The organism is Marinobacter sp. DS40M6 (assembly GCF_028581595.1).
GTDB lineage: Bacteria > Pseudomonadota > Gammaproteobacteria > Pseudomonadales > Oleiphilaceae > Marinobacter > Marinobacter salarius.
Window position 1 is genome coordinate 111883 of sequence record NZ_JAFCAE010000004.1, and the last position, 18423, is coordinate 130305.

The 18423-nt window shown below is 52.9% G+C and carries 18 protein-coding genes and 1 pseudogene; 9 read left to right on the forward strand and 10 right to left on the reverse strand.

All coding sequences use genetic code 11. From position 1 onward, the window contains the following. Positions 1-203: 203 nt before the first annotated feature. Positions 204-5690, forward strand: a complete 5487-nt coding sequence (locus JJO78_RS11285) for a hypothetical protein (RefSeq protein ID WP_219496095.1) — start codon at positions 204-206, stop codon at positions 5688-5690. Here the strand turns inward: JJO78_RS11285 and JJO78_RS11290 are convergent. Next, entirely contained in the window at positions 5672-6529 is an 858-nt protein-coding gene (locus JJO78_RS11290; RefSeq protein ID WP_219496097.1) for a hypothetical protein, read from the reverse strand. The genes JJO78_RS11285 and JJO78_RS11290 overlap by 19 nt on opposite strands. A gap of 361 nt (positions 6530-6890) precedes the next feature. After that, complete coding sequence (locus JJO78_RS11295) at positions 6891-7148, reverse strand: MbcA/ParS/Xre antitoxin family protein (RefSeq protein WP_273623705.1); 258 nt, start codon at positions 7146-7148, stop codon at positions 6891-6893. A 285-nt stretch (positions 7149-7433) separates the two neighbouring features. Here JJO78_RS11295 and JJO78_RS11300 point away from each other — a divergent pair, with 285 nt between their 5' ends. The 4 genes from JJO78_RS11300 to JJO78_RS11315 all read left to right on the forward strand — a co-directional run bounded on the left by JJO78_RS11300 (position 7434) and on the right by JJO78_RS11315 (position 8797). Continuing rightward, a complete protein-coding gene (locus JJO78_RS11300; RefSeq protein ID WP_257903138.1) occupies positions 7434-7559 on the forward strand; it encodes a hypothetical protein in 126 nt (41 codons plus the stop codon). Between the two features lie 22 nt (positions 7560-7581). Continuing rightward, the gene (locus tag JJO78_RS11305) at positions 7582-7827 is read left to right on the forward strand and encodes a hypothetical protein (RefSeq protein WP_219496101.1); all 246 of its coding nucleotides are present in this window, start codon (positions 7582-7584) and stop codon (positions 7825-7827) included. Between the two features lie 183 nt (positions 7828-8010). Further along, positions 8011-8637, forward strand: coding sequence for a hypothetical protein (locus tag JJO78_RS11310; protein ID WP_219496104.1), 627 nt, complete (start codon positions 8011-8013; stop codon positions 8635-8637). Positions 8638-8671: 34 nt separating this feature from the next. Beyond that, positions 8672-8797 carry a hypothetical protein gene (locus JJO78_RS11315; protein ID WP_257903139.1) on the forward strand — a complete coding sequence of 42 codons (126 nt, stop codon included), beginning with the start codon at positions 8672-8674 and terminating at the stop codon, positions 8795-8797. Between the two features lie 214 nt (positions 8798-9011). On the opposite strand, the pseudogene JJO78_RS11320 reads toward JJO78_RS11315, so the two are convergent. Then, positions 9012-9129, reverse strand: a pseudogene (locus JJO78_RS11320) (IS66 family transposase); the annotation flags it as partial. Between the two features lie 89 nt (positions 9130-9218). Here JJO78_RS11320 and JJO78_RS11325 point away from each other — a divergent pair. Continuing rightward, entirely contained in the window at positions 9219-10364 is a 1146-nt protein-coding gene (locus tag JJO78_RS11325) for a hypothetical protein (RefSeq protein WP_219496105.1), read from the forward strand. Positions 10365-10448: 84 nt separating this feature from the next. Here the strand turns inward: JJO78_RS11325 and JJO78_RS11330 are convergent, their stop codons facing one another. Together JJO78_RS11330 and JJO78_RS11335 are read right to left on the reverse strand one after the other, a co-directional pair. Then, a complete protein-coding gene (locus JJO78_RS11330; RefSeq protein ID WP_373274852.1) occupies positions 10449-12782 on the reverse strand; it encodes a TOTE conflict system archaeo-eukaryotic primase domain-containing protein in 2334 nt (777 codons plus the stop codon). An 85-nt stretch (positions 12783-12867) separates the two neighbouring features. Further along, a complete protein-coding gene (locus JJO78_RS11335) occupies positions 12868-13302 on the reverse strand; it encodes an antitoxin Xre/MbcA/ParS toxin-binding domain-containing protein (RefSeq protein WP_219496107.1) in 435 nt (144 codons plus the stop codon). A 501-nt stretch (positions 13303-13803) separates the two neighbouring features. On the opposite strand from JJO78_RS11335, the gene JJO78_RS11340 reads away from it, so the two are divergent. The 3 genes from JJO78_RS11340 to JJO78_RS11350 all read left to right on the forward strand — a co-directional run bounded on the left by JJO78_RS11340 (position 13804) and on the right by JJO78_RS11350 (position 15215). Then, positions 13804-14427: a hypothetical protein gene (locus tag JJO78_RS11340; protein ID WP_219496117.1), complete on the forward strand. Its 624-nt coding sequence runs from the start codon at positions 13804-13806 to the stop codon at positions 14425-14427. A gap of 208 nt (positions 14428-14635) precedes the next feature. Further along, on the forward strand, positions 14636-14779 hold the full coding sequence (locus JJO78_RS11345) for a hypothetical protein (protein ID WP_219496119.1): 144 nt from the start codon (positions 14636-14638) through the stop codon (positions 14777-14779). Then, complete coding sequence (locus JJO78_RS11350) at positions 14772-15215, forward strand: hypothetical protein (protein WP_219496121.1); 444 nt, start codon at positions 14772-14774, stop codon at positions 15213-15215. Before JJO78_RS11345 ends, JJO78_RS11350 begins: the two co-directional genes overlap by 8 nt. A gap of 210 nt (positions 15216-15425) precedes the next feature. On the opposite strand, the gene JJO78_RS11355 is transcribed toward JJO78_RS11350, so the two are convergent. From JJO78_RS11355 to JJO78_RS11375, 5 genes are all read right to left on the reverse strand, one after another. Continuing rightward, complete coding sequence (locus JJO78_RS11355; RefSeq protein WP_228744613.1) at positions 15426-15668, reverse strand: hypothetical protein; 243 nt, start codon at positions 15666-15668, stop codon at positions 15426-15428. Positions 15669-15852: 184 nt separating this feature from the next. Continuing rightward, positions 15853-16536: a hypothetical protein gene (locus JJO78_RS11360; protein WP_219496123.1), complete on the reverse strand. Its 684-nt coding sequence runs from the start codon at positions 16534-16536 to the stop codon at positions 15853-15855. Between the two features lie 99 nt (positions 16537-16635). After that, entirely contained in the window at positions 16636-16902 is a 267-nt protein-coding gene (locus JJO78_RS11365) for a hypothetical protein (protein WP_092034143.1), read from the reverse strand. Continuing rightward, positions 16895-18124: a site-specific integrase gene (locus tag JJO78_RS11370; protein WP_219496125.1), complete on the reverse strand. Its 1230-nt coding sequence runs from the start codon at positions 18122-18124 to the stop codon at positions 16895-16897. The genes JJO78_RS11365 and JJO78_RS11370 overlap by 8 nt, the downstream gene beginning before the upstream one ends. After that, positions 18117-18362, reverse strand: coding sequence for a hypothetical protein (locus JJO78_RS11375; RefSeq protein ID WP_219496126.1), 246 nt, complete (start codon positions 18360-18362; stop codon positions 18117-18119). The genes JJO78_RS11370 and JJO78_RS11375 overlap by 8 nt, the downstream gene beginning before the upstream one ends. Positions 18363-18423 lie beyond the last annotated feature (61 nt).

The window sequence follows — 18423 nt, forward strand, 5'->3', positions numbered from 1 at the left end:
AAAAGCGTGTCCTGAAACGAATAAGGGCCGGTCAAAGACCGGCCCTTATTGATATGGTAGCGGGGGCAGGATTCGAACCTACGACGGTTATGAGACTGAAAATTATCACCCACTTTTTTTGTGCCAAATTGTATTAAAATGTCTTAAATTGATGTATGAATTAAAGTTTCAGGAGCAAGAGGCTTTGGAGACTAGGTACATTAATGGGGAAAGACGACCATCAGAATTGGCACAGGATTGAGGAATCAAACGACAGCAATTCGACCGTAAGGCTCGCTGGACGTCATTTTAAAACGCTCAAAACCTGGGCGGAGCAACACGACGTATCCGAGATTTTTGAGGCCATTGCTCTCACCTTTGGCTTTACCGAGAACTTCACGATTATCGGTAACCTTTCGCGCGCACTGTCCGATTCAGATTCCCAGGCCATACTTACACAGTGGGCTGATAACCCATACATCTATCAGCTGAACAAGCTGATCACGGCCTACAACCAAGACATAAAAGTCTCTTCAGACTTCGCAGGCATTCCTCAAGGCGTATCTCGAGCCAATACCAAAAGTACTCTCCGCGCTGCCGGGGCCGATATCAAGCACCAGCACTTCCTGCTCGAAATGATCGTGCAACCGTTGGCACTATCCGGTTCTGAATCATTGGGCCGCCTCCGCAAAACCCTGAGAATCTGGCTCGTCGTGCAGGCCCTTGAACGGTCGGTCGAGCATTCCTGTTACCACGACAACGAAATACGACAGGTCGCCAGCGCACTCTGTTTATCCGGCCAGGACGATAAATGGGGAGCTATTGACTCAGTCCTTGCGATGTCTTTGCAGACTTGCCCGTCGGATCGTTATTTCTACGGGCAGTTCACCCTTGCGATCCGACACTCTGCCATACAATTGCTACCTCTTCATTCAGAGCCAACCCAACGCAAACAACGTCTGTTACTAAATTCCCTTCAAAGGGTAGCCGAAGGTCAACGAAATCCAATCGTAACTCACCGAACAGAACGCTTGTCCGCATCGTCTTTCAGCGGACCATTCAAGAGTAAAGCCCCATCCCTCATCCTCGATAAGCAAACTGGAGCACCCCAAGTTCTGGCTCTTTCAGACAGAGAGAGCAGCTCTGGCGATGAAGAAGGGCTTGAACAGCTGATCCTGTTCGACGTCAACCCGCAAGAGACTCCAGAACAGCAACAACTGTCCGGCCGAAGCATTCTGCTGCAAACGTCAGAGCTATCGCATTACCTGCCATGGTCATGGGACAAGCCGCTTCCCCCGGAAACGCACCTTCTTGAGCAGTGGCTAACAAGCACCCTTGCTAACGATGAACTTCCGGAACAACTCGGCGCAGCCCTGGTATGGCTGGCGCTTCACTTTGGGCGATCTTTGGAGTTTGTATTGGAATTCCAGATTACCGATGGCGCTCAGGCGGAGTGGAGCCTCTCCAGTGACTTTGAGTCAGCACATCGCCAAACACCCAGGCGCCATAGTTCCTGGACTCCCGGCAAGGCAGATGAGTCACTCATTGAGTCATTTGAGAAATCTTTATGCACTGCTCTGCCCGAACGGATCCAGGAAGTACTTCGGAAAGCGAGTCAGTCATATCAAGAGAGCTCGTCACTGCGACAACTATGGGGGCAGGCTTGCCCGGATACCCTGCAAACCTGGTTCAGACAACATGCGCGCCAGCACTTTCCCAGGCTCTCCAGCGCCAAACTCGCCAATGCCCAACCTCAACGGGTTTTTAACGAACAAGGCGACCACTCTCTCGCAAGACTGATCTCAGCCCACCCCCGCAGTGCCCTTCCAGCAGCCTGCGGCTACGCCAATTGGAATATTCGGCAAGTGCAGAATGGGTTTGCGCTGCCGCTTAAGCACTCATCTGTTAGCGATGAACGGGTTAACCTGCTCGGCAGCCTCCTAGCGCCGCTCGAATCGTTACTGGTTGAGGGAGTTCGAAAAGGCACCAGAAGACTATTAGACAGCGCCAAGGGAGATCCAGTCTCATTCCACAACACTCTGGTGCAATACACGGTCACCGCGCTCTATGCCGCTACGGGATGCCGTCACCTTTCCGAGCCCTTTGAATCTCTCGACCATTTTTGTGATGAGCCTCCTGCGGTCTTCATTAATGACAAAACCGAAGACGGTCTTCACAACGGCCGAATGGTGCCTCTGGCCGATGGTGCCAGAGCACTTGTTAGCGCGTATTGCGAACATCTTCGTCGTCTCCAGAAGGGTCTGGCAAATCAAGACGCGGAGCTTTCTGGTCGTATCGACCACGTACTGCAAGGCACATCCAGTTCGCTACCATTGTTTTTCTTACTGGACTCTTCTGGCTCATGGCATCCACTGAATGACGGAACCGTGCAGGGCGCCGGGCTATTCCAATGGTCTCTTCCCCAAAACCTGTTCCGGCACCGATTTGCCCAGCAGTTAGCACGATGTGGTGTCAATCCTGAAGTCATTGACGGCTGGATGGGACACGGTGAACGAGGGGCAACCACCTACAGCGATCATTCAGCACGGTGCTGGAAGGAGGATGCTGAGCGATATCACCAGACATTGAATGACTGCTTTGACCGATTAGGTTTCTTGATTCAACTACCCGAGACAACATACGACGAGATCCAGGTTCAACCCCGGAGCCAAACAGACGACTACCGTGAGCCGACGCATTTCGGTCAAGCGAAACGTCACATGGAGCGGTTGCAGGCCCGGGATCAGGCTCGCGCATTGGCCCGCAAGGATCTCGATTTGATTCTTAAAGCTAATCCACCCAACGGGGATGAGCAGCTCACCCAAACGTATGTTGATGGTGTGGTGAAAGGCATGATCTTACGCGAGAACGGGCTACCCCATCCCCGCGCTGCCATCCGTATGGAAGTGCTGATTCAATGGTTGGAGAGTTCGGGGCCACAGGCACGGCAATTTGTCCGCCACCGGCTGGCCCGTCTGGGGACGGAGCGTTCACTGTTCCGCAGCTCCTGTCCCCGGGCACTGCAAGTAATGCCTGAACTCCAGCGCTGGGCGAGCCAAACCAGACAAGCCCTCCGCCAGAGGCGACTGTCAAAATCCGATGGGCTGGCGCTGGCTGTCGCCTTCCTCGCCATCGAAAAAAGAATATCCTACCCGCAGCTACTGTCAGACCTGGTTCAGGGACTGAATTACCGGGTGATCCAGCACAAACGGCGTGTGTACCTCGAGTACAGTGAGGCACTGGAGCCTGACGACTTCGATCAGCCCGTTCAACGCCATGAGATCGACCATACCACTGCCCGACTGTTGGCAAGAGGATCGGGCATAAAGGACACAAAGGATCTCACTCGAACGCCCTCCCCCAAGCCACTGCGATCACTTCAACCTATCCTGAAAACGTCTGGACCTGAACACTGGAAGAGACAAGCAGACCTGACGCTTGCCGAGGTACTCAAGTCGTTACACCGACTTGTGGAGCAGGCTAACCTGGTCGATTTTCCCGGCATAGTCGCCGGCGCCCTGAGCGAACGAAACCCTCCGACAAGCGTCTGTTTGTACGATTACCTGAGGCTTACCGAAGGCCTCCGTTATCAAATACCGGGAATTGATACACGCGCCCCAATTTCGGCGCCGGAAGCTTTTCCAAACATCCCGGCAATGGCCTCCGCCAGCTACCCCAACGCCTTCTACGATTCATCAAAGGCATTTTTCCGGGCATTGCATGACATCCTGAATCGCTACACAAAAAGCTCCTCACAGGAAATTGCCAAGGAAATCGAGCGGCACTGTAAGTCCAATGCCCACGGGGTCAGCAGTGCCGTTTTAATGCTCGGCTACTGGATCGCCCATCTGGTCCGCAGAGGCAAAGGAAGGCCCAATCGTGCCCACAACCCCTATGCCGCCAACTCAATAAAACGTTACCTGAGTGCGCTGTCCCCGTCTTTCGGTGGCCTGGCCTATAACGCCGATCTAATGATTATGACAGAGGAGGATGTCACCGAACTGGGCGCGAGAATGCTCTCCCGGCATGCGGAAAGACAGAAGGACCTGAACTACTTCTCGGCCCGTCTCATCGAGTTTTTTGACTGGGCTGGGGAGCGTGGTGTTTCAACTCCGGACTGGGATGAGCTCGATCTGGGCGGATCACGCCGATCCGTTCGCCCCCGGCTTTTTTCAGAAGATGAATATCTGGACGCGCTTCGGATACTGCTCCGCGCTAACTCGGAAGATCCGGACCGTGGCAGGCAAGCTGCCTTTGTGCTTTTTCTTGCCTTCCGATTCGGCCTTCGGGCCCAGGAGGCCCTGGGCTTGCTGCGCTCCGATTGGTGCCAATCCGGAGAACTGACCTGGGTACTGATTCAGAGCAATGCCATTCGGTCCTTAAAGAACACCACAAACAGCCGGCGTGCGATACCCTTGCTTTTCCAGTTGGACGCCATCGAACAGACACTGATTGAAACGACACTGACTCGTTTTACAACCCGGTTTGCAGATGCCACCAATAAGCCAATATTAGGAGCTAACGACGGGACGCTCACACCCTTTGCTCGCACAATTCCCACCGACATTGCGAAGGCGCTCAAACTGGCCACTGGCAATCCGAGAACGAGCCTGCATCAGGCAAGGCATGCATTCTGTAACGTATTGACCACCGCGTTGTTTGGGATTCATACACCACTGGCTGCCAATTTGTGCAAATCCATTGATCGAGAAGCCATCATTCATATCATGCTGGGGCAACATGAGCAGCCATCTCGTCGCGGTGCAATGGCAATCGGCCGGGCACTGGGACATCAGAGCCCACGCACGCAGTTCCGCTCCTACAATCACCTCCTCACAGAGTGGGCCGATACGCTCACCCCGGTCAGATCCCACTATGCCAGCTCCATTGCAAAGGCAATTGATACCAACGAGTGGGCTGTTGAATCTCTGCCGGATCACGATGCTTTGCCAACGATCTTCTCCCAAAAGGCAGAACTGACGCCTTCGATCGTGATCGAGGCTTTACGACTTATGGCACTTGGATATCCTACAAACCGGATTGAGCACCTGTTGCGTCTTGAGCCCGGGGAATTGACAGATGTTGAAACCCTGGTCGACCGAATCAATGCGGGCATTCGATTCAAGGTATTCGATCCTGAAAAGGGGAAGAAGGCGTATGTCTATGGTCAGTCTCTACCGCGTTTTCTTCTTAAATCCCGACCCTCTGGCGTCTGGCCACGACTGCTGGAACTGGCTGAAAAACTGCCGCCCAGAAACCAACTGGCCAACTGTCGGCCTCTACCCTCATTGGATCAGGCCTCAAACCTGGTGGGCAGAAATGGCCATTTGCTCATGAACCTTCCGGAGGAGTCATACCTCCTGCGCCTTGTTGTCGACAGCTTCGAGCTACCGGAAACCTCTTTCATGGTGATGATAAAAAGTCCGCCCAGCGCTGTGCCACGCGCTCAGAATTTACTGCTCGAAGCGCAATTTGCGCCGGCAGTTGGTGTTACGACTCAATTGGATACGTTCAATGAAGACCACAGCAAAACCTTCGGACGGGCGCGATCCTACGCTGGTCTGGTTCTGGCAAAACCGGCTAGTGGCCCTCTTCACGACAGTCTTGAATTGGTGCTGGCTTACATCGCTATCGCCGCCGCCTACTGCCCGCGGACGGGCCCAATGCAGCCTTTAGCCGACTCCCAGCCAATTTACTCAAGCTTAAACTGATCCTGATCATTTGCCGCGACCTCCCTTAACTCCAGCAGCGTGATAACCGGTTTCTTTTTTTTCGGCTCGGGCTGGCTGAGCGCCTTAAACTCGAGCAGGTTTCGATTCGCAAACGCTCGCGCGACCGTGCGCAGGAAATCCAGGTTATGACAGACAATCTCGAGGCGCCCTTCATAGGGCACTTTACCGCCATCATTTGCCGCCTTTGAAAACCAAAATATTGCCGTACTTTTTTGTTCATCAAACCCCAGCGGTCTGCCCACGCCCTCAATAGTGCCGTGCGCACTTTGCTCCAACGCCAATGGCGGCATTACGCCCTGCACGGTTATCCCATGAAGATCGGTGGCACCGAACCTCACCACAAAACCCTGGGTAATCGATTTACTCGCAAACTTCGCGGCAACGTCGCCTCCGAGCTCGTTCAAAAACAGTTTTTCCTCTTCCGTGAGAACATGGTCGGTCTCCTGCTCACCAAATGATCGCTGTGAAATCAATGCCGTGAGAATGACCTGTGCAGCCGCTCGAAAGACCATGACCTCGGCTGGAGTCGTTCCAGACCCAACGAGCCGGATGACATGGGTCGCGGGATATTCAGTTCCATCCTGAGGTTCAACCCGCAACCGGGACTCGACTGCGATTGCAGGTGTTTTTCGGAAGCTCACAAAATCATTGAGAACCCGAACCATGGTGTCTTTCAATTGTTTCTGCGACGGCAAAACCAGCGCACCCTCCTCTTCAAACTCTAATGCACCGCCTGAATGAACCACGTTGGGCGCGCTTAATGGGTGTAGCACCAAGATGGCAGCATTGAGAGTCTCGCAGGATTTCTGGTTGGTCATAACTGTTAGCCCTTTACAATTTTCTGATCCCAGCCCGACCGCCACCTGTCTGTGCACAGTTGGCGTTAAGCTAACGCCTGAATTTCCATCAGAGCTTTTTACACAGCTCAGACCGGAATTTTGGCGAGAAGCCTAAAACAGTTGAAAAGTCAGGCCATTTCGGCGACACCTGTGATCTACCGAGGTAAACCAAGGGCACCCTCAGACATATTGTTTCAGAGTTGAATGGGGCAGATTTGCAGTAAAGCGGGGTTTTTTGCGCACTTTTCGGTAACTATGACGAGATTTGCCAGGAATTAGTTGACTTACACACATTTCAGAAGAGCGATCGGCTGTGGACGTACGAGTCACATATGTCAGCTCAGCTGAAATCACCCTGCTCAATTTTGTAAAGCACTTCCGTGAGCCACCGCCTACCCTCAAAGGTATCCAGCAGGCTCATGGGAATCTGATCTGCTAACGCATGGACCGGATGACTCAGCCATTCCACGGCCTGGTCATGGGATTCCCACACGGATACGCAGTACGATAGTAACCTTGCCAGATCGAGCACGTTTTCTGACGTTCTGGCATCCAGAGCATCCGCCTGACAGGCTGCTCGCAGTTGGGATGAAGTCATGCCAAGTGCTATCGCAATCTCATGTTCCAGGCCAGTCTCACCCACTAAAGAGGCCAGCCAGTCACCGGGTATACCCCTGCGAACCCACTGAACAAAAGTCACAGGGTTCGAGAGCACATCTTCAAGCATGCCGCGAGAAAAGAGAGTTTCTTGCGGGCGCTCAGGTACGAGGGCAAAGTAAGGCGTGTGACTGATGTACTTGGGCCTGACTTCACCGTGTGGACGGGATGACTCACACAACCCTTAGCCTACAATATTCAGTACCACTTCTCATGAGGATAAATCATGGACCTCGAGACCGGTATACTCACCGCGATGACTATCGGCGTTGCTGGTGCCGGGCTGCTGACCGCTTGGTGCCTCTGGTCACGCCGCAAGGAACTCAAGGATCACGAAATGAACAAAAAGTGACAGTGCTTCCGAAGGAGGGGATATGGCCAAAAAACCCACGACTGAAAACCAACTCCTACAAGACCTCAATGCCCACACGGCCCACACCGACGAGCTAGCGCAACCGCTTCCTCAGGAGCTGACACCACTTGAGCGTTTGAAAGGCTCCGTCAAACGCTACGAGCGGCCCCTGGATCCGGTCTGGGAGGAATGGTTTGAGTCCGAGGAACGTGTGACCGAGGATTTCATGGACGACCGGGATCAGCCACCGAAAGATCGGAAGGAGTGACCGCGCCCGACAGCGATTAGATGGTGAGTTTACTTAGCCAATACTCGGCACAACAACGCCTGGACTGGGGGTCAGGCTTAACTGGCCAAGCCGCTCCAGGAGTCCGGGCACAGCATCCTATAATATGTTGACAGCTGGACTTGGGGCTGACTCAAAGATCGCACCGGAAGGAGGGGGGGAAACGTGGTATCAGACGAAGATATGCGGAGCCAACTAGCAGCGAGCGTGGGCAGGGATTATCTGAAATACATGCTGTCCGGTGACACTATTAGAAACGCCCCGACAATCCCGGAAACAAATACTGCGCCGCGCGCCGCGCGCCAGCCACTGACACCTGAAGAGAGGGACATCCTTGAGAGCGGTGGCGCCCGGTTCGGCGACACTCTCGGGCACACTCGTGACGAACTCATCCACCATCAAGTTCAACGAATTCAGGACGAACTTCGTGCCATGATTCAGCAGGCGCTCACCCTCAACGAGGTCGCGCAACGGCTTTCCGTGTCAAAAGAGGCTGCCCTCCAGCTTCTCACGAAGAAGCACCCAGGCCTACACGCATTTAAAGCACCCAATGGCGTTCTGCTATTTCCAGGCTGGCAATTCACAGAACAAGGTCTCATGCCGGTTCTTCAGAGTATCCTGAAGCACATTGATCCAAAAGTAAGCGCACTCACCATCAACCGTTTTATGACCAGCAAACACTGCGATCTACCACTCGGCAATCGCTGCCTAAGCCCTCAGGAATGGCTTGCCTCAGGGCATGATCCAGTAGAAGTGGAGAGGCTCGCCAGGGATATCTCGGGACAGATATAATTCTCTTAAAGTTCATAAAAATTCCGGAGGCGATATGAACATGATGGCAGCCCTTATCGGCTATGGAGGCTTTGCTTTATCCCTCTTTACAATTGGCATCATTGGTTACTGGAAAGCCGATGCGCTGGAGGCTTGGGCAAAAAGGAAACTGAAATCCTGACGTTATCAGGCTCAGCCACCACTTCAATAACGCCCAGGCGGCTCCAAAGGCTTCAACCACCGCTGAGGTAAGACGCGGGTTCCGAGTAGATCGCACAAGCAAGAATACCCGGGGCCACACTGGCGGCTGTGCGCCTTTAGCTGCTTTAACAGCCATACGACTTTAACCGCCGCATGATCATTGCGATAGCTCCTTAAGGGGCTGCAATTGGAAGCCCCACCCATTCAGCCAGCGTAGCGAGAGATCGTGAGCCCGGCACGGCCGAAAATGCGTTCCTGATGGTACAGCGAGAGATGGTCGGCGTACTTGGCCACCAGCACCTGAGCCAGCAGGCAGGGCGCCTTTAGTAGCATTTAGTAATTTACTATACTAAAATAGTTTTTTATTTACTAATCTCGACTACTGGCCGCCGAGGCGCTTTATGAACGCACATGTGGACTGGCACTTTCCTCGCCGCGAGCTGACGGATCAGTTTCTGTCGACTTTCGCCAGTGGTGTCTCCAACACCCTGACGCTCTTTGCACCTCGGCGCATGGGCAAGACGGAATTCATCCTCTTTGACCTTATCCCGGAAGCACATGAGCAGGGCTATCGGCCCATCTATGTAAGTTTCTGGGACAACCCCCGGAACCCGGTTACCTGCCTCAAAAAAGGCCTTGAAAGGAGCATCGGGGAAATGACCTGGCTAGAACGCCGGCGCTGGGCTAACTCCCACCTCGGAGCTCTGAAGCTGGGTGGCGAGGTCGGCATAGACGGGACGGTGAAGGCCTCGGCCGAGGTCTCTGGACGAAACATCCCGCCACAGGAGGATGACCTGAGCCAGCTTCGCAGCCGATTCGAGACGTTGCTGAGCGGAAAGAGGAAGATATTGCTGTGCCTAGATGAAGTCCAGCATCTGGCCACCGACCGGGCTTTCGAGCCCCTGGTGTTTTTCCTCCGGACCCTGCTCGATGAAAACAGGGACAAGCTCTATGTTGTCTATACTGGTTCGTCCAGAGACGGTCTGTACCGCCTGTTCAATCGCCGAAAGGCACCGCTGTTTCGCTCATCGTCCCAGATCGACCTGCCAGAGCTAGGGTCAGGCTTCGTCAAACACATGCTTGATGCTTTTGATCAGGCCACGGCCAGGACTCTATGCTACACCCGCGCTTTGAACGCATTCCATACCCTGAACCGGGTTCCGCGGGATTTTCGAGCCGTCATCGAAGGTATGGTGCTCTCCGGCGAGACGGACATAACCTCCGCGACGGAGCGCTACCGGCAGTTCACCAATGATGCCAATGAGTACGAGAAAATCTGGTCCCAGCTCAAGCCCATCGAGCAGGCCATCCTCGCTGTCATCGCCCAGAACATTGCCGGCCCCTACCACGAGGATGCTCGCCGATTCATTGCCACCTGGCTGGGTGTGACAGAGCCCGATGTGGCAACGCATACGATCCAAAATGCGCTGAATCGGCTTCGGGGAGAGTTCCTGGCGCCGGTTGAGAAAGGCGTCTGGGTATTTGAGGACTTAGATTTTAAAATCTGGGTTGCTGAGGCTTTTGCAAAGGATCCGACTGAGCGCTAGGTTTACGGTCGTCGATATTCGACGCCTCAACGTTGCGCCGGGCCAAGAAGGCTACCAGGCAAGGCGCAACGATGACGTAAAAAGCTACAGCAACCTTTCTTGCCCAGACGAGGTAAACTGATAACCCATCGCCTTGTAGCCTTTCTCCCGTTTTCGGAACATGCGCTCAAGCATGGGTAGGCCAGCGTCCAGATAATCATAGACAGTGACTTCCTGTTTGCCATGGGCATCCCTGTGGATCCTGCCAGCGTACTGCGAGAGCGTTCCTTTCCAGGCGATCGGCAAGGCTAGAAACAATGTGTCCAGTCGAGGCAAATCAAAACCTTCCCCGATGTATTTCCCGGTTGCAACGATAACCTGAGCTTCTTGTAACTGTGCTTCCGCCGCCCGGCGTTCTCTGATGCGCATCCCTCCCCGCAACACCACCGATGATATGGATTCTGCGTCCAGCAGCGTTGCCAGCCTCTCAGCATGCTCTCGTCGTTCCGTAAGCAGAAGACAATTTGCTTGGTTTTGTACACACCGTACGACATCCTGAACAATATCCTGATTCCGGGCGCTACTCTCAGCAAGCCAGCGGTAAACTGAAGCTATGTGAGGCCGTTCACCACCCTGAGAGAGGTCAGTGGGTGGCGTTTCGTGACGCTCCCGAACGATCACGCGTTGGACAAACCTGGAACTATGATCAGCCCGAACTTTATGACGAACAGGTCCCGCAACCATAAACATGATTCTCTGGTGACCATCTTGGCGGTCAGGCGTTGCAGTAAGGCCTACGACGTATCGGGCGCTGACTTCGTTAAGCAGCATCTCGTAGCGGGGCGCTGAGACATGGTGACACTCATCGATGATGATCTGGCCATACTCCCGGACCAGGCTTGAGACCGTATTATCTTTCTTGTTGATCAGGCTTTGATAAGTCGCGACGTCGATCTGACCGGTAGGTTTCTTCTTGCCACCGCCAATCACACCCACCGATGCACCCTCCATGAAGGTTTCCAGACGCTCCTTCCATTGATCGAGTAACTGGCGACTGTGAGTGAGGATCAGCGTGTTAACCTGCCGCTTGGCCACAATGCCAATGGCGGTTACGGTTTTGCCGAAAGCGGTTGGAGCATGGAGTATTCCGGTATCGTGGTTGGCAAGCGCCTTCACAGCCTTCTTCTGATCACTACGCAACGTTGCTTTCAGGCTGATAGCGTCCAGAAGTTCGCCCCGGGTTCTGCGGTCATCGATTTCTACCGCTATTCCCTGTTCCAGCAACAATGCCTGGAGCTCATCAAAGCAGCCCCTCGGAACCGATAGATAACCTTGCTCAATCCTCGCACAAGAAATGTAACGAGGGATGCCATGAGTTGAGAAGCGAAGTGCCTGGGATTTGAAAAACAACGGGTTGGCAAAACTCGCCATACGCTTTATGCGTGCAGCCAGTGGTCCCGGTATGTCTGACAACTTCATATAAATGTGATTGACCAGAGTGAGCGTTATGCGCTCGGGACATCCTTCAATCATCCCAGTCTCGACTGGCGAGGATTGCTCCCACGGTAACGCAACTGGCGCTGCAGCATCGGAATCAGGCTCCTTACCAACCATCTCTCGAAGCGCGTCCGGCGAAACGGTCTCTTGCCGACTGAGCAGCCCCCACTGATCGGGATGCGGATTCAGCTCATCATCGACAAACACCGTACACCCACGACTTCGTGCCTGGTGCTGAAGCGGCAGAGCAATCAAATTGCCAAACCCACCATCGGGCATCGTATCCTGATTGGGGAATAAACGGTCATAGGAATCAAAAGACAAGCCAGGGTGGCGCTCCATAGCTTTATCCAGCAGATTGAACCCCAAAGCTCTCGCGGACCATGCCGGAACTGCGTCGGAAAAGAAAACCCATAGATGAGCACCAGCTCCTGATTGGGAGATCTCTACAAGATAAGGAATGCCTTCATCACGACAAGCCTGGGCCAGCGCTCGAATGTCTGCCCGCCAGTCCTCCTTATCAAAATCGACGGCCAGAAGATAACAGGAGTTGTCCGGCAACAAAGGATATAACCCAGCCACATGCTTGCCAGACAGGTGGTCATACACCGCATTGAAATCCAGGGGCTTAAATTTTTTGTGCGGACACTCCCCGCATTTGATTCGAGGTTTCTGACAGATCCCCGGAACCCACTCATTCTCACAGGCGACCGCATAGCCGGAACGGCCGCCGGATCCCTGCCAGCGGACCGCATAAACATCCTGTCTGCCGCCAAAGAGGTTCCGGAACAGTTCTGCCTTTTGGTCGGGAGTCAGTTGCGTTGCTGCGGGTCGTTTCGCGGAGGCATGAAGCTCGTTCTTCCTAGAAAGAAGGGCAGCCTTTTCCCTCTCAAGCTCGGATAACTTTCGTGCAATGGCCGCGAGCTCGTCTTCTATTCGGATACCTGCCTCCTAGCCAGTGACATCAGTTAATTCGCTGATAGTACCCTGGCGATCTTTACTCCACCGAACCTTTCAGCGTGCGGCACTAGCTGAACTGGCCACCCTCGATTTTTCGGAGGACCTCAATGATCCAACGCCGGCCTTCATGGGTGTCCAATAGGCTGACGGGACTCTCACCGCCAAGAGCCGGCACCCCACTCTTCAACCATTGATTTGCTAATACCGGAGACTCCCAGGTGGCTGCGCATGAATAAAGCACTCTCGCGATTTCCAAAACTGCTTCCGAGGTTCTGGTATCCAGGACATCCATATCGCACAAAACCTCAAGCTGCTTTTGCGGCGCGCCAAGCGCCTTAGCAATACTCTCATCTAACCCGGACGACCGGATGATCGAAGACAGCCAATGTCCTGGAATACCTTCCCGAACTGCACGAATGAAGGCCGGAGGGTCAGCGAACAAGTTCTCGGGCACACACCCAACAACCATCTCAGGACATTGTTGTGAATTATTCTGCTTCATAAAGTTGCCCAGCATCGTTGATAGGGTCGAAGTTGATTCGTATTCGCCAAAATTTCACTGACTAAATTATAATCGTATAGTAAACACGCCACTCACGCATGAGGCAGCAATGGATTTTGAAACGGGTATTCTGATGGCTATGGCGATCGGAATTGCGGGGTCAGCTGTACTGACTGCCTGGTGCCTTTGGTCTAGATATCGAGAAGTCAAAGATCTCGACAATAGGTAGCTACCTTAATTCCCCCCCCCCTCAAAGGCCGGCCCGGAAAATCAATGCGGATAGTGATGCGCCGGATATCAAGCATGCCAGTGCACTATGGCAGTTGGCCGAAAGACTCACGGTGGCGAATCGCCCCATTTTTCAAACCTATTGCGCGAGGTCATCGGGCTCGCCGATTCAACTCAAAACTATGCTGACATTGAAATCATTGTCCAAAGAAACTCAGGATTTGTGCAGTTTGCAGAGTAGGGTCGAAGAACCGCAACGGAGAAAACAGTGACATGGCTCATTCAAACGCCCCCAACAATGACGTTTCCGAGGTAATGATTCGCCTAGGTATTTCTGAGACAGATCTTTCGAAATTGCTGAAAGTCGCAGACATTGATTATCCTGTTCACGCTTCGCCAGAACGATCTACGGACACTCATCCATTGTCCGAGAAAGAGGTTGAGGTTTTAAGGTCCGGAGGAGCCAAAGGGTTAGATGCAGGCCCAAACCTCCATATAGCCCGAGTTAATTCGTTACGACGATTGATTGAAGAGTGCCAAACGCTCATTGAACACGCACTCTATTCAGAATCAGTCGCAAAACTACTACAGATCTCAGTGGCTGAAGTCGAACGGAATGCGCAGCGCTCACCTCCCTATCTGCATGGATTCGAGCTGGAACCGGGAGTATGGCGTTTTCCAGCCTGGCAGTTCACCGATGCAGGGGAGATTCCGCACCTGGCCACTATTCTCCCTATCTTAGCGCATCGAGAACCAATGTTTTTAGATCGATTCATGCGTCTTCCACATTGCGATCTAGAAATTGATCACAAACCTGTGAGCCCCAGAGACTGGCTCATCGCCAAACACGATCCAGATCAGATCTTTCAGTTGGTTCGACTTCTGGAGTCAGATTAATTGCCTCTTCTCTTCAATCAAAATCCCTCACTCATCTTCAGGATTAACCCAAAGCCCGTTCTTGATCTGGCGAGGTTCATGACGTCGTATTGACGGCTGCATTTTCCGACTTCCGATGAAAAACAGTCCGAAGGCTCGGCGAGCAAGATTTGGAGGACTTCAGAAATCCGATATTCTGGTCATCAGATTTCTTTACTCGGAGGGAACGATGGATATGCTCGCAGGATTGATTGGCTTTGGCGGATTTTTTCTAACACTGGCACTGCTGGGTCTGGTTGGCTACTGGCGGGCCGATCAATTAGAAGCGTGGGCGAAAAAGCGCTACTCGAAAGGAAATGATTGCCATGGCTAGCAGCTTTCCCGATCATAGAGGCACTGAGGACCTGCGCGTATATCTCGATTGCGCAGCAATTGCGATGCTTATGCTGAGTACTCTCACTCTAGTTGGAGCATACGGGCCATACGCCTGGATAAGTCCCGAGGACATTGAGGGCGTAAGCGGCAAATCGGGATTGATGTTTGTCGCCCCCTTATCGGGAGCATTAATAATCAGCGGCTTTCAGATCACGTCGAATCGCGCTGGCCGAAACCTGCCAACTGCCGCGGAGATGGCGCTGTTTTGTACTCTCCATTTGGTAGCGTTTTTGGCCAGCTATCTGGCAATCGCATTTTTCCAGATCTTAATGACTTCCATGGTCATTTTATTGATCGGCACTGCATTTACCTTTTTTCTTCCTGCAGCTGGCTTCATTCATATCAGAAGAAAGCGTCATCGATCATCTCACTAAAGGAGATGAATGCAAGAAGGCCAATCCGAATATCGACTGGTCCAGCATTGTTTGAGAGAGCTTCTACTTCTCGAATGGCTAAAGAAAAGCCATTTAGCCGCCGGCGAAAGCTACCCCGTCTTGTCGTCTGGCAGGCCCCAGTTCTTTTTTCGCACAACGCCAGGCTTTGCCCTGACTCTACTTCCGGTCAATTGGGTTCGCGTGTGGCTATCAGTCCTCACGCGACGGCTGATCCCGGTCTTCCATGAAATCCTCGGAACCCCCCTCGCTGGAGTCAAAGTACTCATCCCAAACGGGATCGGTAGGTCGCTCATAGCGTTTGACAGAACCTTTTAGCCGCTCAAGTGGCGAAAGCTCCTGCGGGAGAGGCACGGCTAACGCGTCAGCATGGGCCGAATCCACATCCAGATCTTCCAACGGTTCCTGTTCAGTAAAGCGTTTCTTTTTCACCATGGCCATCCTCCGAGTGAGCATCAATGCCACACAGGGCAGTTTAACAGGGCGTCAGCCGCGGCAGCGAGGAGCCGTTCCGAAGAGCCTCTCCGATTCAGTTCATAGATAAGGGGCCAAAGGCGCACCTCACGTTAGAACTCCAGCAATTTGAAGCTCTGGCCCAATAACTTGCAGGGGTCTTTGACTACTCGAAGACAGGTATCACTTGCAGAGTTATTTCCCCATCATTCTCTCGTATCTGATTAATAGACGCCTCGGAACTGAGGAACTCACTCGCGTTGATTATTATCTCAGCATCAGAAGAATGGCAGGTAATACAGATCTCCTTGCTCTCACCGAAGTCCACATCGAGATCCTCGTAAGGGTAACCTGGCGCAAGAGCCAACTTCATGGATGTCCCGTCCGGGCTATCGGTCATCTCCAATAGGGTTTTAGGGACTACTCTCACGCGGATGCTTTCTGAATCCTCATCCACATCCGCCTGGGTGATTAGATCTATACCATGGGATTTCCTCTTCCCCATGTTCTCAATCTGGCCCATGAAGTGATCGTTGATTCGGGCCGCCTGATTCCCCAAATTGCTTGAAATAAGTATCTCATCAGCGACTGCAATCACAGAAACTTCCGCATCCCATCCTTCCTCCTCGATCTCAAAATCTGAGCGCTCAACCATGGTCTTCTCGAAGCGCCTTTTGGCCTCCTCCAGCGGGATATTCAGATAGATAGCGTGGTTCTGATTGTCCGCATAGGTGATGACAACAGCCTGCATTAACGACTTGTCGGTGCGCGGATCGATTCCTTCAGCATCGCTCGACACAGCGACAGACTTAGTCCTAAAAAGAACTTGTGGGGTGGTATTTTCGGTCATGAATTCTCCTTTTCTGACCTGAGTATACAAGACAGGCCTCCGATTCCAGAACAAGCCGCGTGCGATTCTCAGCCAGCCAAAGCAAGTTACTGCTCACAGCTATTCCAAATCCATCAACGCTTTGGTCAGATACGTCTGAAGAGCGTTGGACAAGGTGCTAATATCAACATCTTCACGGTTCCTCTGCCGCTTCCATACCTCATTCCGAAGCCATAGTGCGACGGCATCGAAATTGTCTCGCGCCCTTTGCTGTTTTAGCAGCCAGACCAGGTCTCGCCCTTGCGAAATATTGTTCAAACGAATTAAAACTTCCGCCACTTCGGCGATATCTCTCTGAGTCTCGAAGCTAAGAGATGATTTAGGCATTTTCAGATTCCTCCAAGTCTTCTGAACGCGAGTCAATCAGGCGCTCGAAGGCGCTGCCGTCCATACGGGTCACATTCGGAATAAAACGCGAGTAAACCTTGAACAACATTTCAGTAGAGGAATGGCCCAACACTCGAGCCACCCATTCAGGGTTCTCTCCGGATGCCAACAACAACGTGGCTGCGGTATGCCGTGTCTGATAAGGCCGCCGCTTTTTCAAGTTCAGAGCTTGAAGTAAGGGGTACCAGACGCGCTTGGTCACGTTGTTGTGATCAAGCGGCTCACCGAGACGATTGCAAAATACGAACTTGCTCAGTTTGCCGGTTGCCGCGTGCTGTGCCTTGAGTGCGTCATAAACCGGGCCAAACATAGGGATTTCCCGCTGGGAGCCATCGGTTTTGGTGTATTCGGTCTTACCATTGATCAGCGTCTCGCGAACAAGAATCTCGCGCTTCTCAAAATCCACGTGCTCCCACTTCAAGCCATCGATTTCGCCGGTGCGCATGCCCGTGAAGAAGCGGACTTGATAGTAGTTGCGGTAGTCCTCCCGCACGTACTTGGTGATCTTATCTACCTCATCCATCGAGAAGGGTTCGATCTGGACCTTTTTCAGCTTCAGCGGCTTGATGTTGCGATAGGGATTGGCAAAGTCGTAGCGCTCGGCCCCCTCTGTCAGAATCATCCGTAGGATCGCCATGTGGCTATTAATGCTTTTGGGGGCCATTTGGGCATTGCCTCCCCTGCCCTTACGGGCCCCCAGCTTGTTGCGCGCGGCCAAGATGTGCGATTTGGTGATCTCGGTCAGGCGCTTGTTTTTGAACGCCGGCTTAAGGGAGCTTTCAAGAATGGACTCAACATTGCGCAGATGAGAAGCGCGCCATTGGATCTTGTTCTCTTGGAGCCACAGATCGGCGAAATCAGGGAACAGCGGCGACTGATCGGTTTCCTGATCCGGATCAGCCATTACATTTGAAGCCCGGCTGCTTCCAGAAAGCGCCCCTGCCTTGGCCAGTTTTTTCAGGTTCTTGCTGCCCGGGAAGAATTCAGCGTAATCGAATTCACCCAGGAGAATTTTGGCCTCAACTTTCTGAAGAAGTGCTTCGCACTTTTTACGGTTGGCCGGCGTATCCGGCAGCGCGGTCTGTTCCCTGCACCGCAGCCCCTCGAACATAAAATCCAGATAAAGCTTGCCGGTCTCCTTACGCTCTCTCACCTTACCCATGACATACCGCTCCGCTTGCCATGGGAATTGACAGGTGTTCGTGCTCACGAGCACTGACCAGCATTTCCTTTTCAACTTCTTCCCAGAGAAAGAGAATTTTCCGTCGGCCAAAAGGCTTGATGTAATGCTTGCCCTCCAGCAGTACCGTGTCTTTAAGACATTGACGGATTGTCCGGCAGTCATATTTGATGCGATCAGCCAGCTCTTCAGTGGTCAGATAGGTGTAGGAATTTTCCATCGAAATGTTCCTTCTGTTGCGTTACCCTAGATCAACAAAAGACATTCTCCGTATCAGAATG

Excerpts from the sequence above, each read along its gene's own strand:
- JJO78_RS11285 (WP_219496095.1), top strand. The coding sequence starts at position 204 with ATGGGGAAAGACGACCATCAGAATTGGCACAGGATTGAGGAATCAAAC.
- JJO78_RS11290 (WP_219496097.1), bottom strand. The coding sequence starts at position 6,529 with ATGACCAACCAGAAATCCTGCGAGACTCTCAATGCTGCCATCTTGGTG.
- JJO78_RS11295 (WP_273623705.1), bottom strand. The coding sequence starts at position 7,148 with ATGACTTCATCCCAACTGCGAGCAGCCTGTCAGGCGGATGCTCTGGAT.
- JJO78_RS11300 (WP_257903138.1), top strand. The coding sequence starts at position 7,434 with ATGGACCTCGAGACCGGTATACTCACCGCGATGACTATCGGCGTTGCT.
- JJO78_RS11305 (WP_219496101.1), top strand. The coding sequence starts at position 7,582 with ATGGCCAAAAAACCCACGACTGAAAACCAACTCCTACAAGACCTCAAT.
- JJO78_RS11315 (WP_257903139.1), top strand. The coding sequence starts at position 8,672 with ATGAACATGATGGCAGCCCTTATCGGCTATGGAGGCTTTGCTTTATCC.
- JJO78_RS11325 (WP_219496105.1), top strand. The coding sequence starts at position 9,219 with ATGAACGCACATGTGGACTGGCACTTTCCTCGCCGCGAGCTGACGGAT.
- JJO78_RS11335 (WP_219496107.1), bottom strand. The coding sequence starts at position 13,302 with ATGAAGCAGAATAATTCACAACAATGTCCTGAGATGGTTGTTGGGTGT.
- JJO78_RS11340 (WP_219496117.1), top strand. The coding sequence starts at position 13,804 with ATGGCTCATTCAAACGCCCCCAACAATGACGTTTCCGAGGTAATGATT.
- JJO78_RS11345 (WP_219496119.1), top strand. The coding sequence starts at position 14,636 with ATGGATATGCTCGCAGGATTGATTGGCTTTGGCGGATTTTTTCTAACA.
- JJO78_RS11350 (WP_219496121.1), top strand. The coding sequence starts at position 14,772 with ATGGCTAGCAGCTTTCCCGATCATAGAGGCACTGAGGACCTGCGCGTA.
- JJO78_RS11355 (WP_228744613.1), bottom strand. The coding sequence starts at position 15,668 with ATGGTGAAAAAGAAACGCTTTACTGAACAGGAACCGTTGGAAGATCTG.
- JJO78_RS11360 (WP_219496123.1), bottom strand. The coding sequence starts at position 16,536 with ATGACCGAAAATACCACCCCACAAGTTCTTTTTAGGACTAAGTCTGTC.
- JJO78_RS11365 (WP_092034143.1), bottom strand. The coding sequence starts at position 16,902 with ATGCCTAAATCATCTCTTAGCTTCGAGACTCAGAGAGATATCGCCGAA.
- JJO78_RS11370 (WP_219496125.1), bottom strand. The coding sequence starts at position 18,124 with ATGGGTAAGGTGAGAGAGCGTAAGGAGACCGGCAAGCTTTATCTGGAT.
- JJO78_RS11375 (WP_219496126.1), bottom strand. The coding sequence starts at position 18,362 with ATGGAAAATTCCTACACCTATCTGACCACTGAAGAGCTGGCTGATCGC.